The organism is Larkinella sp. C7 (assembly GCF_006149005.1).
In the GTDB taxonomy this organism is placed as follows: domain Bacteria; phylum Bacteroidota; class Bacteroidia; order Cytophagales; family Spirosomataceae; genus Larkinella.
On sequence record NZ_VBSL01000001.1, the window covers coordinates 73,961 to 90,469 of the forward strand.

Genomic DNA, 16,509 nt, shown 5'->3' on the forward strand with positions numbered 1-16,509 from the left:
CACCCCTATTTATGCCTCCCTTCAGGCCAGATTCTCAAAGCCCCACGAGTTTGCGGAATTCGGGATCATCAGCAAATACCTCCAGATCGCTTTCATTGGGGTCCTTGTTCGGGAAGTTTTTATCCATCATTTCCCGAATCTTTTTCTTCCATCGCTCGCCCATTCCGGCGGTTTGCTGAACCACCGCCAGCGCCCGGTTTCGGGTTGCCTCCAGTGCCGGTTGATCGGTCGGATTGTTGGCCAGCAGCCATTTCATTTTTTGGCCATAAGCCGCAGCGAGGTTGGCCCAGACGCCCGGCGAAACCAGGTTCTGGTGGTCCCGAACGTATTCCTCACCAAACCGGATGGCATCGTCGAAGCCTTTCGGGGGATCCTGAAACAGCGCCTGATACGTCAGGGAGCGGTATACATTTCGGCGCAGGGTTTTATCCGAGGCCGCGGTCAGTCGTTTGTAGGCTTCCAGCAGTTGCACGAAGGCCAGGTCTTTGGCCCCGCTGTAATACAGGGCCGTTGCATAGGCATACCGTTTTTCGGGGTCTTCGCCCAGTTGGCCAATCGCTTTCCCATACCCTTTCACGGCATCGACATAATTGCCCAGCGAGAGTTGCGCTTTGGCCCAAACCGAGATTTCATTGGGGGATTCCAACTCCGCCAGAGGCTTGCTGGCCACGTTTTTAGCAGCTTTTTTGTCGTCTTCAGACAGCACCTCATCCCGGCCCAGCGCCGGTAGCTGGATGTTTTCGACCCGTTGCAGATCCTGCTCTTCCTGTTTCGATGCGGCCCGGTCGGCGCGGCCAAACGCACCGGCAATATACAGGCGGGTAATCAGATAAGCTCCCATGAACCCCAGGATGGTGAAATAGACCACCAGACCAGCCGCAAAATAGTCGGTGCCGGGGCCAATGCCTCTGGCGATATACCCTGCCGCACTTTTGAGCCGGGCAGGAGCCGTTCGCAGCTCGACCAGTCCGAGCCCCACGATGATTTTGGTGAGCCAGTCGGAAATCTGTTCCAGGTTGGTGTTAACCCGCAGATCGTAACCCGCCGTTTGCAGGAGAGTCGGCGGTGCTGGTGGCGCTGTTGGCGCGGTGAGCGGGGCGGCCGGGCTGCCCGGTGGTGGGGATGGTGGCGGTGGGTTGCCTTGCAGCACGCGCGGAATCCCGAACAGGAAACCGATCAGGGCACCCAGCACAAAACAGGCCAGCGACCATAGAACGGCCGTGAGCGGTTTTCCGTCCTTTGTATCGTATACGCCCACCCAAACGAAGGCAATCCCGGTGCAGAACGTGATGAGCAAAAACAGGGAGACGATGACCGTGTCGCTCAGAACCGGCAACTTTTTTTTCTTGTTTTCAGGAGTTTCCATACCCACGATGTACCCAATCAGGTTGGCGCGTTGTGATCAGCGGATTGCTGCTTCAAAAGTCACACACTACGCCCTGATCCGGTAGGGGGGAATTCCTGTATCGATCCGGGGTTTCCCCCGTATTTCGGCAGAAACCTCGAAAATGCCCGTCTTATGGTCTTTCTAACTCACACTTTCTGGAAAACAACAATCCCGTTGTGCCCCCCAAAACCGAAGGTGTTGCTCATGACGGTTTTGACGGGCGTCGACACGGCTTCTTTGAAAACGAGATTCAGGCTTTCGGGAATCGCCGGGTCGCGGACGGTGGTGTTGATGGTGGGCGGAATCACATTGTCTCGCATTGCCAGCAGGCAGATGATGGCTTCGATGGCACCGGCAGCACCCATCAAATGGCCGGTGATGGACTTGGTGGCACTGATGTGCAGTTTTGTTTTTTTGTCGCCGGTCAGTTTGGCAACGGCATTCATCTCAGACAGGTCGCCGACGGGCGTGGAGGTGGCGTGGGCGTTCAGGTAATCCAGGTCCTCGATGTTGATGCGGGCTTCGGCCAGCGCCAGTTGCATGGCTTTGGTGGCCCCGATCCCGTCGGGGTGCGTGGCCGTAATGTGGTAAGCGTCACCCGTCATGGCCGCACCGGTCATCTCGCCGTAGATCGTTGCTCCCCGCCGGACGGCGTGTTCGTACTCTTCCAGAATGAGGGCTCCCGCGCCTTCGCCCATCACAAAACCGTCGCGCCCCACATCGAAAGGCCGCGAAGCCGTTTGAGGGCTGTCGTTCCGGGTCGACATGGCTTTCATGGAACAATAGCCGCCGAAGGACGAGGGCGTAATGGCCGCATCGGAACCGCCACTGACGATGATTTTGGCTTTTCCCAGCCGGATGTAGTTGAAGGCATCCATGAGGGCCGAATTGGAACTCGCACAGGCCGAAACCGCCGTGTAATTGATTCCCATAAAACCGTGTCGGATCGAAATCAGACCGGAGGCCAGATTGACCAGTACCTTAGGAACCAGAAACGGACTAAACCGGGGTTGACCGTCGCCCAGAGCGTATTCTCTCGTCTGTTCTTCCAGCGTTTCCGTGCCGCCCTGGCCCGATCCCCAGATAACACCCACCTCGAACGGGTCCATTTGGGCGAGATCGAAACCGGAATCGTTGATGGCCTGGTCGGCAGCAATCAGGGCAAACTGTGTAAACCGGTCGGAGCGTTTGACGTCGGTGCGATTGAGATACTGAGCAGCGTCAAAACCGGCGATTTCGGCGGCAAACCGGGTTCTGAACAAGGATGCATCGAAGCGGGTGATACCGGTAAAAGCCGATTGCCCATTGACGACCTGTCGCCAGAAAGTGGGAATATTGTTGCCTATGGGGGTGAATGCGCCAATGCCTGTAATAACAACCCGGTGTAACATAAGGAACCTAAAGGTGATTTTTCCGAACAATTTGTCCGCAAAGAAAGCGACTTCCCCGTTGCGAAAAAACGCCGGAATCCATTTAGGTTTGTCCCACAGACGAAAGTCTGTGAGACACTGGTCATTATGGAAATTAAGGCTTTGAAATTCTGAAAACTTCCGGAACTACACCGGAACGCTAACCGACTGGGGGGCGTGTGCTTTGACGGGCTCCCGACCCAGTTTTTTCAACAGCCGGTAGTGCGACGCCAGCGCCGTGGAGAACGTCGGATTTTCGATATAAGGCAACCCGAATTCGTGGGCGGTGTCCCGCACGATCGCGGTAATGGCCGGGTAATGAATGTGGCACACTTTCGGGAATAAATGGTGCTCGATCTGGCGGTTCAATCCTCCGCAGAAAAAAGCCGCAATGGGCGAATTGGGTGCAAAATTGGCTGTAGTCCGCATCTGGTGAACGGCCCAGGCTTCCTGAATGCCCACACCTTCGACCGGAACCGGGAAGGCCGTACCTTCTACGACGTGCGCTAACTGAAAAACCAGCCCCAACACCAGCCCTTCGGCCATGTGCATCAACACAAATCCGATGACAAACTGCCACCAGTGCAGATCCAGCACCAGCAACGGGATAACGATAAAGACGACGTAATAGGCCGCCTTGGTAACAAACAGCGTGATGTACTCCTTCCGGGGATGGTTCGTATTGTCGCAGTGGCCGATGGTTTTCTTGAAAAATTTCAGATAGTCCTTCCGAAATACCCACGAAAGCGAAGCCAGCGAATAGAGGGCGAACGAATACCACTGCTGGTGGCGCTGCCAGGGCCGGAGCGGCTCGTCGACATCCACGCGGATCAAACCCGGTGCAATTTCGATGTCTTCGTCGTGGCCGGGAATGTTGGTGTAGGTATGGTGAACGACGTTGTGCGTCATTTTCCAGACGTACGGATTGGCACCAATCAGGTAAAAACTGGACGCCAGCAACCGGTTTACCCAACCTTTTGAGGAGAAGGCACCGTGAATGGCATCATGAGAGACATTGAAACCGATAAAAGCGGCAAACATGCCCAGTAAAATAGCCATTCCCAGCATCGTCCACAGTCCAAACTGGTTCGAAAGAATCAGCGCGTAGAGCCCCACATAGCCCGTCAGGAAGAAAATGGCTTTAGTCCACATGGCGCCATTGGCGTTGGGAGAAAGATTATTGTCTTTGAAATACGTATTGACACGCTGCCGAACGGTAGAGAAAAACGGGGATCGATTGGTGGTATTAAACTTTAGTGGCGTTACCATAAACTAGTCGTTAAAAATTTGGCCGATTTTCAGAAATTAATGTCAAATGAACCAGGCTAATCGGCCCTTACCTGATTTGATAAAGCAAACCCGCGACGGAACTCCGGCATTGACCCAACGATTCAATAGACTCGGATCGTTGCTAACAATTACCATTCCGAATGGGGAGGAAATTCGTCCTGACCCTTCTGGTCATCATTTTTTCGGGATGCGTTAAACCCGTTCGAGGTTACCCTCTGGTTGACCGGTGCGTAGAAAATCAATTTCTTCGACTGACCATGTTAAAGGACAACGATACCCGGAAACCGAATTGGAGGCATCATTGAATCGATAAAAAGAAGAGAAGTGGAACTGAACGGCCAGGGAAAGCCCATTCAGATTACGCATTACACTAATACTACGCTGTAAGCTACCAACAAGTTCTGAAAGTCCAAGAAACATGAAAATTATTTTATATAAAACTGACTTTTTCCAAACCTGTCTTCTCGAAAAACGAAGCCGGGCCGGGGTTTAGTTTATCGTTTACGGTTTATAGTTTACGGTATTCGGTTTACGGTAGCTGACACGAGCGCTGTAGGTGTGCGTCAGCCACCGTAAACTATAAACCGAATACCAAATACCGTGAACCGTACGCCCTACTTATCCCACCAGAGTGGGGTCGACAGCGGCACTTCGTCCGGGACGTTGGCACCGTTTTTCGAATTTTCGCCGTTCGGATAGGCTGCTCTCCGGATGAACGTCGGCAGAGCGGCATTCAGCGGCAGGCGGAATCCTTTGTATTTGTAATCGTAGCGCCGGGCGTCGTTCCAAGCTTCCGGGTTGAGGTAGGTGGCTACGTATTTTTCCTTGAAAATCAGATCCAGCGTTAAAGCCGCCGAGCCGACGCCAACCGCCGGATTGGCAAGATACGCATCACGGGCAGTCGAAGCCACGCCGTATTTGTCCATATTTGCCGTAATACCAGCCAGATAGGCCGCGTAAGCCCGCGCCTTGTCACCCGCCCGGAAAGCCGCTTCGGCTTCCACAAACTTCATTTCGGCAAATGTTGCAATCAGCAGTGGAGACGCATCGCCCGTCAGCGGGGAGTTCAGGGAAATGTAATTTTCGTCTTTTACCGTATTGTTTCCACCCACATTGCCCTGACCGTTCCGGGTTCCCTTGTAGTCGTTGTTCACGGTTTTATCCGTAATCTTCTCGATTCGCGGATCGACAACGCCGTAGGTCACGCCGTTCAGGTGATTGACCAACTGGTCGGAAAGCCAGCCGTCGAGCAGCAATTGCGCGTTGTTCCGGGCCACCTGCGCCCACGGATTCCGCAGCAGGAATGTCGACATCTGCGCATCATCGGCATTGGCGACATACGACTTGGAAACAGCGTCCAACACATCGGCCGGTTTGTAGGTGCTTGTTTTCGATACCTTGTTGAGCATCCGGGCTTTCAGGGCATAGGCGGTTTTAATCCAGGCTGCCGTGCTACCCTTGTGAATCACGTCGTTGGCAGCCGACAGCTTCACCTTGGAATCGGTTTTGGTCAGTTCGGTGATGCCTTCGTTGAGCAGCGTCAGGGCCGTCGTGTAGAGCGTTTCGGCGGTGTCATACTTCGGCGTCAGCGTTGTTCCGGTAAAGGCGTCGGAAAACGGTGCATCACCGAACACATCGGCAATCAGCGTCAGGTGATACGACAGCATGACATTGGCCACACCCACGTATTCGGAACTGCCCTGCTCCTGCGCCTTTTTCTTGAGGTCATACAGGTCGGCCATGCCAAAATAAACCGCATCCCAGGTGGCGGTGTAATCCGTAATCTGGTAGGTATCCGTTGAGCCCGCCGTTCCGGGGTTGGCGAGGTACTGCACAAAATAGGACGTTGTGTTGGCGACCCGCTGCGAATTGAGGGCGGTTTTATGCGTCGTTGTCGACAGCAGCGAAGCCAGGGGCGGATTGCCGATCAGGTTCGGATTCTCCTTCAGTTCGAAATAATCCTTGCAGCCTCCCAGCCCGATGAGCAGCAAAGTCAGGAGCGGAACTAGTTTTTTATGGTTGAATTTCATGATAATCAGGAATAAAGATGAGGCTTAAAAACCGACGTTCAGGGAAAACAGGAGGCTGCGGACGGCCGGATACGTGAACCCGGTGAACCCATCGACATTACTGCCGCTGTTGGTCGAGCTTGTTTCGGGATCGTAGCCGGTGTATTTGGTCCACAAAGCCAGGTTGTTCCCTGTCACAGTAAAGCGAACATTCTTGATGAACGTATTTTTCAGCACCGTTGTGGGTAACGCATACGAAAGGCTCACGGAGCGAAGCCGCACCCAGGAAGCATCTTCGATAAAATTTTCCGACACGCCCCGGTGCACATTCCGGTAAAAACCGTTGGTGTAGTCGACGCCATCCGGGCCTTTCCCCTGCCCCAGCCACACGGCTTTGGTGTTCGGCGTTCCGTCGGCCAGCACCCCTTCAAAAACTTTGGTATCATTGCGATCCTCGGTGTATTTGGCAATCCCGAAGGCCGAGAAGAAGTTGTCCAACTGATTGTAGCGATCCTGACCCACGCGGGCATCGACCAGCGCCGACAGCGAGAAATCCCCGTACCGAACCGTATTGGTGATGCCCCCGATCCAGTCAGGCTGCGAATTGCCGATCAGTTTCTGCGCCGTGCTGATCACCGGGAAACCATTGGCTCCAATCACAACCGGCCGGTCTTTGTCGAAAACCGCCGGAACTTCGTCGGCGGCATTGGCATAATACCGTTTGTAGGTACGCCCGTAGAGATTTCCGTAGGCGTATCCCGGAATCAGCTTCATGGTTACCGTCGAACTGGCATACCCAAACTGCGATGCGTAGTTGATTTCGGTCAGGCCATCGCGCAGGCTCAGCACCTTGTTGCGGTTGGCCGAAAAGTTCAGGTTGACATCCCAGTTCAGCCTGCCTTTCCGGATGGGCGTTCCCCGCAGAATCACCTCGATGCCCTTGTTCCGCATCGACCCGGAGTTGATGGCGGCTTTCACGTACCCCGTCGATGACGTCACATCGACCTGAATAATCTGGTCCTTGCTAACCGAGTGGTAATAGGTCAGATCCAGGCCGAGCCGGTTGTTCAGGAAGCTCATTTCCAGACCGCCTTCGTAGGTATCCGTGAATTCCGGGCGCAGGTTTGGGTCACCCAGCAGCGAGCCCCGCGTAAAACCGGTCGATCCGGCGGGCAGGCTGGCGTAGGCCGAATAGCCGGTGATGGTGGAATATGGAGCCGCATCCTTCCCGATTCGGGCATACGAAGCCCGGAGTTTACCCATCGTGATGAACGTTGGCAGCTTCATCTGCTGCGAGAACACGTAACCCAGACTCACCGACGGATAAAAGAACGAATTGTTGGGGGCCTGCAACGACGACGTGATGTCATTCCGACCGGTCAGGGTCAGGAACAGAAAGTCCTTGTAATCCATCGTTAATTCACCAAAAATCCCCATCAGCCGGTAATCTTCCTCCGATTGGCTGGGCGTGATCGTTTTGGCATTGCGCAGATTGAAGTAATTATACACCGTCAGCTCGTTGCCCTCCGCCCCGAAACTCCGGATCTGGCGGTCGTAAAGGTCATGACCCACCCGCAGGGTTGCGTTCAGGTTTTCGCCGAACTTGGTCGTGGCACTGGCGGCAAACGTCGACGTGAAGGCCCGAAAATTGGTATGGTATTGATAGATAAATCCCAGGGCGTTGTCGCCAAAAACACGCTCATTGGCAATGCCCGACGGGCCGGGTGCGGTCCGTTTGCGGTCTTCCGAATAGGTATCCAGCCCCACGCGGTAGTTCAGCGTCAACCACTTGAGCGGAGCATACACAAAATTCAACCCACCCACCAGGCGGTTTACGTTGTCCCGCAGTTTGTTCGTCATGGCACCATACAGGGGATTATCGTTGCCGTAGGTCTTATAAGAACCGTCCGCATTGAGGTAATCCCGAACGTCGTAGCGGGGTGACCAGTAGCTCAGGCTTTCGCTGTAGCGATCGGCGTTGTAGCGGTCCCCTCCGGAGTTGATGAAGTTTAAATTCGCATTGGTGGTGAATTTGTCACTGAATTTGACATTGGTGTTGAGCCGGACCGACAATTTATTGAAATCCGTGAACGGAATCACCCCTTCGTGTTTCAGGTGACCGATGGACGACAGGAAGGTGATCTTTTCATTCCCGCCGGAAAAAGACAGGTTGTTCTGGTATTGTTTCCCGGTCTGGTAGGCATCCCGGAAGTGATTATACAGTTTCTGCGGGTGCGTCGGGTCGATCTTGATGGCTTCGGCCACGGTGGGTCCCCACGACGGAAAAAAGTCCTGCGGATTGTAAACGCCCGAATAGCCGATGGTGTATTTGTCCTGCACTTCCGGAAATTTATTCACATTTTCGACTCCGAACGTGCTGTTGTAGTTGACGCTCAGCGCCCCGGTTTTGCCCGATTTGGTCGTGATGACCACCACACCGTTGGCGCCCCGCAACCCGTAGAGGGCCGTAGCCGCTCCGCCTTTCAGGATGTTGATCGTTTCAATGTCGTCCGGGTTGATGTCTGCCGCCCGGTTCGACATCCCCCGCAGTTCGGCCCCCGAATTGGTGGTGCCCGTCGATGTGCTGTTGTCAAACAAAACCCCATCGACCACAAACAGCGGCTGGTTGTCGCGGGTAACATCGATCGAGTTGATGCCCCGAATCAGAATCCGCGCTCCCTGGCCGGGCGCACCGCCCGTGCTCGAAATCGTAACCCCGGCCACTTTGCCCTGCAACGCATTGACGAGGTTGGGCTGCCGGTTTTGCACCAGTTCTTCCGAATTGACACTCTGCGAGGCATAGCCCAGCGCCTTTTTCTCCCGGCTGATCCCCAATGCCGTTACGACGACTTCGTTCAGCATTTTACTGTCCTGCCGCAGTGTAACGTTGATGCTCCGGCGGTTTTCGACTTTAATTTCCTGCGTTTCAAAACCGATGTAGCTAAAAACCAGCACGGTATTTCCGGCATTCACGCGAAGGGTATAGCGGCCATCCACATCCGTCAGGGTTCCGGTTGTCGTTCCTTTCACCGAGACGTTAACCCCCGGTAAGGCGGCAACGTCTCCGTCGCTCGTCACCCGACCACTTACTTCCACTTGCTGCGCCAGCGCAACCGACGACCAGAACAGCATGGCAATTCCCAGGTAGCCCCGTAGTAATTCCTTCATATTCACTCATACGTTAAAAAATGATTAAAAAACTATTCTCATGGCAAGTTTAACATTTATCCAAAATTTTGCAATTTTTGCTATTCAACGTAGAATATTTTGCTCTTTACGGAACTAATAATGGATTTTACTAAACAAAACAAAGGTACAGCCTCCGTTTGGGCTGGAGAGACCGATCGTTTCTATAAAGGAGCCACAACCTCGCCGATTGTCAACAGTGTCGCTTTTGCCTATCACGACCTCGACGAATGGTATGACGTTGCCACCGGCAAAACCGAGGGTCATATTTACAGCCGGAACACCAACCCGACGGTTCACGTACTGGAAGAGAAAATCCGCATTCTGGAAAGTGCCGAAGCCGCGACCTCGTTTGCCACCGGTATGGGGGCCATCAGCAATACGCTGTTTGCGCTGCTGGGTCCCGGAAAACGGGTGGTTTCCATCAAGGATACGTACGGCGGCACCAGTCGGCTCTTCCTGGATTTTCTGCCCTCCTACCAGATCAACGTGACGCTCTGCGAAACCGGCAATCACGAAGCGATGGAGGCTGAAATTGCCAAAGGCTGTGATCTGGTGTACCTCGAAACGCCCACCAATCCGACACTAAAAGTCGTCGATATCAAGCGATTGGCAGCGGCAGCGCACGAAGTCGGTGCGGTGGTGGTGGTCGATAATACCTTTGCAACCCCGATTAACCAGAACCCGCTGAAACTGGGTGCTGATTTAGTGATTCACAGTGCCACCAAATTCCTCGGCGGGCATTCCGACGCGATGGGCGGGCTGCTGTGCGGCAAAAAGGAACTGGTCGAAAAAGTATTCCGGTTTCGGGAAATCAACGGCGCCAGCCTGCAGGCCGATCCGGCCTACCTGATTGCGCGGGGCATGAAAACGCTGGAACTCCGGATCGAGCGGCAAAACGCGTCGGCCCTGAAAATTGCCCGGTTTTTAAAAGCCCATCCCAAGGTCAGCGATGTATTTTACCCTGGACTCGAAACCCATCCCGGTCACGCCATCGCCCGCGAACAGATGGCCGGTTTTGGAGGGGTCATGAGTTTTTCGCTTCACGGAAATTATGAAGATGTCAAAACATTCCTGACCAAACTTCAATTTGTCCACCTGGCCGCCAGTCTCGGATCGGTCAGCACCCTCGCCGGGCCACCCCGCACAACGAGTCACGTGGAATTGACCGAAGCCCAGCGCGCCCAGCTCGGCATTCCCGAAAGCCTGATCCGGTATTCGGTCGGCATCGAAAACGTCGAAGATCTGATCAGCGATCTGAGCCAGGCCCTGGCGGCTCTGGAGACGGTTTTGGAGACCGACAGAACTGTATAACCCACTTTCTATTCATGAAAAAACCGCTATCCTTCCCAATCCATCTTTTTCTATTCTGGGTGATGCTCCTGGTCAGTGCGCCCGGTTTCAGCCAGTCCAAAAAAACAAAAAAAGAACCGGAGCCTGCCGTCCAGCCAACCTCCCCGATCGTTGAGCAACGACTGAATCAGGAGCTGGAGCGCATCGCCAAACTGGCGAAAGGCAAAGTCGGCCTTTGCGCCGTTCACCTCGAATCCGGCAAGCAGGTGAGTATGAATCTTCAGGAGCGGTTTCCAATGGCCAGTACCGTGAAAGTGGCGATTGCCGTGGAATTGCTGACCAAAATTGAAAAAGGCGAACTCTCCCTGCGGACGATGGTCGATCTGAAACCGTCCGATCTGCATCCGGGCAGTGGCACGCTGGAAACGCTGTTCGCCAAACCGGGCGTTCAGCTTTCGGTGGAAAATTTGCTGGAACTGATGATGGTGATCAGCGACAATTCCGCGACGGACATTTTGCTGAACCTGGTCGGGGGCGTCGAGCCCGTTCGGGCGCGACTGAAAGCGCTGGGCATTCAGGGCATGTCGGTCGACCGCACCATTGTCGAACTGATTGCGGATCTGGAGGGCGTCACCCTGCCACCCTCCGACCAATGGACCGTCGGATTCTATGATAAACTCGGCGCAACCACGACACCCGAAACCCGCCGGGCTGCGGCATTAAAACTGGAGCAAGACCCGCGCGACACCTCCACACCGGAAGCGATGGTGAATCTGCTGACCCAGATTTACCAGGCCAAAGCCCTCAAACCCGAAAGCCGTGATCTGCTGCTGGCCGTGATGGAACGCTGCCGGGGTGGACTGGCGCGCATCAAGGGCTACCTGCCCCCTGCCACCGTGGTGGCCCACAAAACCGGCTCGCTGAATTCCAGCGCCACCGACGACGTGGGCATCATCACCCTGCCGGGCGATGCGGGTCACATTGTCATTGCGGTTTTCATCACCGCATCATCGCAGGCAGCAGCCGAACGGGAGCAGACCATTGCGCACCTGAGCCGTACGGTTTACGATTATTTCCTGTTTCAGCCGCCGGTTCAATCCATTCGGTAATGAAGACCTTCGCGATCATCGCCCTCGTCCTGAACGTTCTGACTTCTTTTGCGCAGAAAAAACCGACGGCCAGACAATTGCAGGAATTTGATGCCTACGTGGAAGCAGTTCGCAAGGAATGGGACGTTCCCGGTCTGGCCATTACGGTGGTGAAAGACAATCAGGTGCTTTTCAAGAAGGGCTACGGTGTCCGGGAATTGGGAAAATCCGAGCCCGTCGATACGCAAACCTTATTCGCCTGCGCGTCCACGACCAAAGCCATGACGGTGACGCTGATGGGTATGCTGGTCGATGAAGGCAAGGTGTCGTGGGACGACCCGGTTTACAAATACCTGCCGGAACTCCAGTTCTCCGACCCGTATCTGACGCGTGAAGTGAAAGTGCGCGACCTGCTGACGCACAATACCGGCATTGGAAGCACCGATTTTTTTACGGGGGCCATGACCATTCCGGCTCAGGAAATGTTCCGGCGGATGGTGTATGTAAAACCGTCTTATTCACTCCGATCGGGCTTTATTTACCAGAACATCATGTATTCAGCCGCCGGGCGGATCATCGAACGGCTGACCGGGAAAAAGTGGTCGGAGGTGATGCAGGAGCGCATTTTCGACCCGCTGGGCATGACCCAAACTGCGCCCAAACGCGGCCTGAGCAAAAGCACCAACATGACGAAACCGCATTACAACGTCAACGACACCATTCGGGTGATCGACTACGGCGCGGATAGTGAAATCGGTTCGGCGGGGGCGGTCTGGTCGTCGGTCGACGACATGAGCAAGTGGGTGATTTGCATGCTCGACAGCAGCAAATACAGCGGAGGACGGCTGGTAAAACCACAAACCTGGGCGGAGATTTTTAAACCGCAGGTGATGGTGCCAGACGATGAATACGCAACCATGCAGATTCTGAAACCCAACTGGTTGACCTACGGACTGGGCTGGTATCAGCACGATTACCGGGGCCACAAAGTCAACTTTCACACCGGAAGTTTAGGCGGACTAACCGCCATTACCGGGCAGTTACCCGACGAAAAACTGGGCGTGTACGTCTACGGAAATTACGACCACGCCGAGGTGCGGCATGTGCTGCTGTACAAAACCCTCGACTTCTTCGCGCTCGGTGGCAACCGGGACTGGAATTCAGAATTTAAAACGTTGTATGGCAACTTGAAGGAACAAGGGAAAAAAGCCGCCCGGGCGTTTCAGGAAAAACGGGTCGCCAATACGTCTCCGTCGTTGCCGTTGAAGGAATATACCGGAAAATATACCAGTCCGCTCTACGGAAAAGCGGAAGTGACGCTGGCGGGTAATCAACTGGTTTTCAACATCAACGACAACGCCCTGAATGCAACGCTGGCACACTGGCACTTCGATACGTTTTATGGCCCTTACCAGAAAGCCTGGTATGGCAAGGCGCTGGCCCGGTTCAGTCTGGGCACTTCGGGCCTGGTCGATTCGCTGGTTTTCGGCGGAATGGATTTCCGGAAAGAATAAAACCTTCTCCTTTTTTCATGGTTACCTATACAGAACCAATTCTCAACGTAATCATGGAAAATCAGCAAAAATTGAAGGGAAAGAAAGTGGCGATTCTGCTGACCGACGGATTTGAACAGGTCGAACTGACGGAGCCCCGGAAGGCGCTACAGGAAGCCGGTGCAGAAACGCATTTGATCGCGCCGAAGGGTGGTGAAGTGAAAGGCTGGGCCATGACCGACTGGGGCGATTCGTTCGCCGTCGATGTTATTCTGGACGATGCCGACGCCAACAGCTACGACGCCTTGCTGCTGCCGGGCGGGGTCATGAATCCCGATCACCTGCGGCTGGAACAAAAAGCCGTCGAATTTGTCCGGCACTTTTTTGAGGAACACAAACCGGTAGCCGCCATCTGTCACGCGCCCATCCTGCTAATCGAAGCGGATGTGTTGCAGGGCCGTACGGTAACGTCGTATCCGTCGATTAAAACGGATCTGATCAACGCCGGGGCCAACTGGGTCGACGAAGAAGTGGTTACCGATCAGGGTCTGGTCACCAGTCGGAAACCGGATGATATCCCGGCATTCAACCGAAAAATGATTGAAGAGATTCGCGAGGGCGCTCACGCGGGCCAACACGCGTAAAGAATACCGGTTTTTAAAACCGTTTTGCCCGGTCCGCTTATTCGGACCGGGCTTTTTTATACAGTTTCCATTCGTTTACTTCGGGTATGAATAGCCAGTTGATCGATGCCGATGACCGCCTGGCAACGGTTTTTAGCCACTATTACTGCGTCCGGTTAGACCCTGACGATCAGCCGGTCACGCTGCAATTGATGCCCCATTATGAAATGTTGCTGGCGTTTAATTTTGGCCCACCCCTTCCGATTTCGCTGGGCGACGCGAAGCATGTGATCCGGCAGACTGCGGTGTTGGGGCCATTGCAAAAAATGCTGACGTATGAGCTGCCCGCCGGGGCCGATCTAATCGTGGTGAACTTTACGCTCGACGGTTTTTACCGGCTCCTGGGCGTATCGATGCAGGAACTCAAAGCCGGTGACTGGCATGATCCGGATGTTTTGCTCAATAAGCATTGCTTTTCGGAACTTTGGGCACAACTGACCTCCCTGTCTGAACTGGCTGACCGAATCAAGTTGCTCAATGCGTATGCAGTAACGTTCGTTGCGCCGACCGATGCCGCGTCGGATTCTTTGCGGGAAAGCATTCCCTATTTCCGGGACGCTGTCGTCGATCCGATCAAGGTGCTGGCCGAAACGCAGCAGGTTTCGGTCCGGCGTATTCAGATGCGGTTTCAATCGCACCTGGGTTATTCGGCCAAGGAACTGACCCGGTTTCTCCGGTTCCGAAACCTCCTCAATTTTCTAACCCAACAGCATCCACAACCGCCGGACTGGCTTGATCTGGTGTTGACGTTTGGGTATCACGATCACAGCCACCTGATCAAAGATTTTCAGTATTACCTGGGTTTAACACCCCGGCAGTTTTTGAAACAACTGGCGCAGGGAAACGTCTGCATCAGCAAAACCGGGCGGTTTTATTGAGGGAAAAAGGATTTGCTGGATAATGGCCGTCGAGGTCCTGATTTCCATACCAGATTTGGTATTTTTGCTCATCCTAGCCCTGACTTCCATTTTTTAAATGGCTCCTTGTTTCGTAAACAAAGGCGCAAATGACATTTTAGAGATCGCTGAACTTTACACGCCTGATTTAATGCACACCCTCTTACCTTTTCTGCTCGCCATGATAGCTGCCATCGTGCTGCTGAACATGTGGGCTAACAAACTAAAAATTGCGTATCCGATTCTGCTGGTTGTTGCCGGACTGCTCGTTGGGTTTATTCCGGGATTACCAATAGTTCGAATCAATCCCGACCTCATCTTTTTTATTTTCCTGCCGCCACTCTTGTTTGAGGCCTCCTGGACGATCTCATTCAAAGAAATGAAAAAATGGTGGCGTATGATTAGTAGCTTTGCTTTTCTGGTCGTGTTTTTCACGGCATTATCGGTAGCGGTTGTGGCTCACCATTTCATTCCCGGATTTACCATTGCCCTGGGCTTTTTACTGGGGGGAATCGTGTCACCACCGGACGCAGTCAGTACCGGAGCCATCACCAGATTTGTAAAAATCCCCAAATCTACTTCGGCTATTCTGGAAGGCGAGAGCCTGCTCAACGATGCTTCATCACTGATCATTTTCCGGTTTGCATTGGTAGCCGTCGGGACGGGTCAGTTCATCTGGCAGGAAGCGGCTCTAAGTTTTCTATGGATGATCGTGGGCGGTGCGGGCATTGGCTTGCTGCTGGCCTGGGTATTTGTTCAGGCCCACAAACGCCTTCCGCTCGATGTTCAATCCAACATCGCCCTGACGCTGATTGAACCCTATTTTATGTATTGGGTGGCGGAGCAGTTCCATAGCTCGGGCGTTCTGGCGGTCGTAAGCGGGGGCTTGTTTATGTCGGCCAGGCGGCTTATTTTTCTAAACAGTACCAGTCGCATCCAGAGTTTTAGTGTTTGGGAAAGTTTTGTGTTTATCCTGAACGGCGTGGTCTTTCTGATCATCGGGCTGGAACTTCCCGAAATTGTCGAAGGCCTACGCGCCAAAGGTATTCCCTTGCACACTGCCATTGGCTCTGGTGTATTGGTAACAGGCGTGTTAATTGCGGCCCGGATGATTAGTTCGTATGCGGCACTACTGGCTACGTACATCTTTCGTCCCGGCGTAATGCCCCGTGCCAGATCCACCAGAAGGCGTTGGCTGATGCCCCTGCTACTGGGTTGGACGGGTATGCGGGGTGTCGTATCGCTGGCTGCGGCTTTGGCGATTCCCATCACCCTGGAAAATGGCGCTGCTTTCCCCCAACGGAATCTGATTCTGTTTATCACCTTTGTTGTAATCCTGCTGACACTGCTGGTGCAGGGGCTCACCCTCCCATTGTTGATAACGCGGTCGGGATTGTTTGATGGCTTACTGGAAGAAACCGAAGAAGTGACCAAACAAAAGATGAAACAGGGCCTGAAACAACACGTCTATCAGTTTCTCAAAAATAAATACGAAACCGAACTGAATGGTCACGCCGGAATGGAAAAATTCCTGAAGCAATGGGAAGAACGGTCAAAAGCCACCGATGATAGTTGGATGAACGAAAAAACAAAGGTGATTTTTGTGGAATTACTTGAAAGCCAACGGAACTATCTGACCGAGCTCAACAAAGACCCGAAGATCGACGAAGCGATCATCCGTCAACAGATCTACCAAATCGATTTGGAAGAAGAACGGTTGAGGATCATTTAAGGCATTTTTCAGAGAACCGTTTAGAACACTGGCAATCAGCAAC

The 16,509-nt window shown here is 53.7% G+C and carries 11 protein-coding genes; 6 read left to right on the forward strand and 5 right to left on the reverse strand.

The window, feature by feature from the left end; all coding sequences use genetic code 11:
• Positions 1-34: 34 nt before the first annotated feature.
• The 5 genes from FH871_RS00310 to FH871_RS00330 all read right to left on the reverse strand — a co-directional run bounded on the left by FH871_RS00310 (position 35) and on the right by FH871_RS00330 (position 9,263).
• Positions 35-1,366 (reverse strand): hypothetical protein, encoded by a 1,332-nt coding sequence (locus tag FH871_RS00310; protein ID WP_138989361.1) that lies wholly within the window; start codon positions 1,364-1,366, stop codon positions 35-37.
• Between the two features lie 167 nt (positions 1,367-1,533).
• Positions 1,534-2,778 carry a beta-ketoacyl-ACP synthase II gene (gene fabF, locus FH871_RS00315; protein ID WP_138989362.1) on the reverse strand — a complete coding sequence of 415 codons (1,245 nt, stop codon included), beginning with the start codon at positions 2,776-2,778 and terminating at the stop codon, positions 1,534-1,536.
• A 165-nt stretch (positions 2,779-2,943) separates the two neighbouring features.
• Positions 2,944-4,065, reverse strand: a complete 1,122-nt coding sequence (locus tag FH871_RS00320; protein WP_138989363.1) for an acyl-CoA desaturase — start codon at positions 4,063-4,065, stop codon at positions 2,944-2,946.
• Between the two features lie 635 nt (positions 4,066-4,700).
• On the reverse strand, positions 4,701-6,116 hold the full coding sequence (locus FH871_RS00325) for a SusD/RagB family nutrient-binding outer membrane lipoprotein (RefSeq protein WP_138989364.1): 1,416 nt from the start codon (positions 6,114-6,116) through the stop codon (positions 4,701-4,703).
• A gap of 24 nt (positions 6,117-6,140) precedes the next feature.
• The gene (locus tag FH871_RS00330) at positions 6,141-9,263 is read right to left on the reverse strand and encodes a SusC/RagA family TonB-linked outer membrane protein (protein WP_138989365.1); all 3,123 of its coding nucleotides are present in this window, start codon (positions 9,261-9,263) and stop codon (positions 6,141-6,143) included.
• Between the two features lie 120 nt (positions 9,264-9,383).
• Between FH871_RS00330 and FH871_RS00335 the strand changes: the two genes are divergently transcribed.
• From FH871_RS00335 to FH871_RS00360, 6 genes are all read left to right on the forward strand, one after another.
• Positions 9,384-10,595, forward strand: coding sequence for a cystathionine gamma-synthase family protein (locus FH871_RS00335; RefSeq protein ID WP_138989366.1), 1,212 nt, complete (start codon positions 9,384-9,386; stop codon positions 10,593-10,595).
• Positions 10,596-10,609: 14 nt separating this feature from the next.
• Positions 10,610-11,683 (forward strand): class A beta-lactamase, encoded by a 1,074-nt coding sequence (gene bla / locus FH871_RS00340; protein ID WP_229316889.1) that lies wholly within the window; start codon positions 10,610-10,612, stop codon positions 11,681-11,683.
• Positions 11,683-13,176, forward strand: a complete 1,494-nt coding sequence (locus FH871_RS00345) for a serine hydrolase (protein WP_138989367.1) — start codon at positions 11,683-11,685, stop codon at positions 13,174-13,176. Before bla ends, FH871_RS00345 begins: the two co-directional genes overlap by 1 nt.
• Before the next feature lie 53 nt (positions 13,177-13,229).
• Positions 13,230-13,799 (forward strand): type 1 glutamine amidotransferase domain-containing protein, encoded by a 570-nt coding sequence (locus FH871_RS00350; RefSeq protein WP_138989368.1) that lies wholly within the window; start codon positions 13,230-13,232, stop codon positions 13,797-13,799.
• A gap of 86 nt (positions 13,800-13,885) precedes the next feature.
• Positions 13,886-14,716 carry a helix-turn-helix domain-containing protein gene (locus FH871_RS00355; protein ID WP_138989369.1) on the forward strand — a complete coding sequence of 277 codons (831 nt, stop codon included), beginning with the start codon at positions 13,886-13,888 and terminating at the stop codon, positions 14,714-14,716.
• A 169-nt stretch (positions 14,717-14,885) separates the two neighbouring features.
• Positions 14,886-16,466 (forward strand): Na+/H+ antiporter, encoded by a 1,581-nt coding sequence (locus FH871_RS00360; protein WP_138989370.1) that lies wholly within the window; start codon positions 14,886-14,888, stop codon positions 16,464-16,466.
• Positions 16,467-16,509 lie beyond the last annotated feature (43 nt).

What these genes read in the sequence shown, in the direction of transcription:
- FH871_RS00350 (WP_138989368.1), top strand. Translation starts at nt 13,230, where the DNA reads ATGGAAAATCAGCAAAAATTGAAGGGAAAGAAAGTGGCGATTCTGCTG.
- FH871_RS00310 (WP_138989361.1), bottom strand. Translation starts at nt 1,366, where the DNA reads ATGGAAACTCCTGAAAACAAGAAAAAAAAGTTGCCGGTTCTGAGCGAC.
- bla (WP_229316889.1), top strand. Translation starts at nt 10,610, where the DNA reads ATGAAAAAACCGCTATCCTTCCCAATCCATCTTTTTCTATTCTGGGTG.
- FH871_RS00330 (WP_138989365.1), bottom strand. Translation starts at nt 9,263, where the DNA reads ATGAAGGAATTACTACGGGGCTACCTGGGAATTGCCATGCTGTTCTGG.
- FH871_RS00320 (WP_138989363.1), bottom strand. Translation starts at nt 4,065, where the DNA reads ATGGTAACGCCACTAAAGTTTAATACCACCAATCGATCCCCGTTTTTC.
- FH871_RS00345 (WP_138989367.1), top strand. Translation starts at nt 11,683, where the DNA reads ATGAAGACCTTCGCGATCATCGCCCTCGTCCTGAACGTTCTGACTTCT.
- FH871_RS00360 (WP_138989370.1), top strand. Translation starts at nt 14,886, where the DNA reads ATGCACACCCTCTTACCTTTTCTGCTCGCCATGATAGCTGCCATCGTG.
- FH871_RS00355 (WP_138989369.1), top strand. Translation starts at nt 13,886, where the DNA reads ATGAATAGCCAGTTGATCGATGCCGATGACCGCCTGGCAACGGTTTTT.
- FH871_RS00325 (WP_138989364.1), bottom strand. Translation starts at nt 6,116, where the DNA reads ATGAAATTCAACCATAAAAAACTAGTTCCGCTCCTGACTTTGCTGCTC.
- fabF (WP_138989362.1), bottom strand. Translation starts at nt 2,778, where the DNA reads ATGTTACACCGGGTTGTTATTACAGGCATTGGCGCATTCACCCCCATA.
- FH871_RS00335 (WP_138989366.1), top strand. Translation starts at nt 9,384, where the DNA reads ATGGATTTTACTAAACAAAACAAAGGTACAGCCTCCGTTTGGGCTGGA.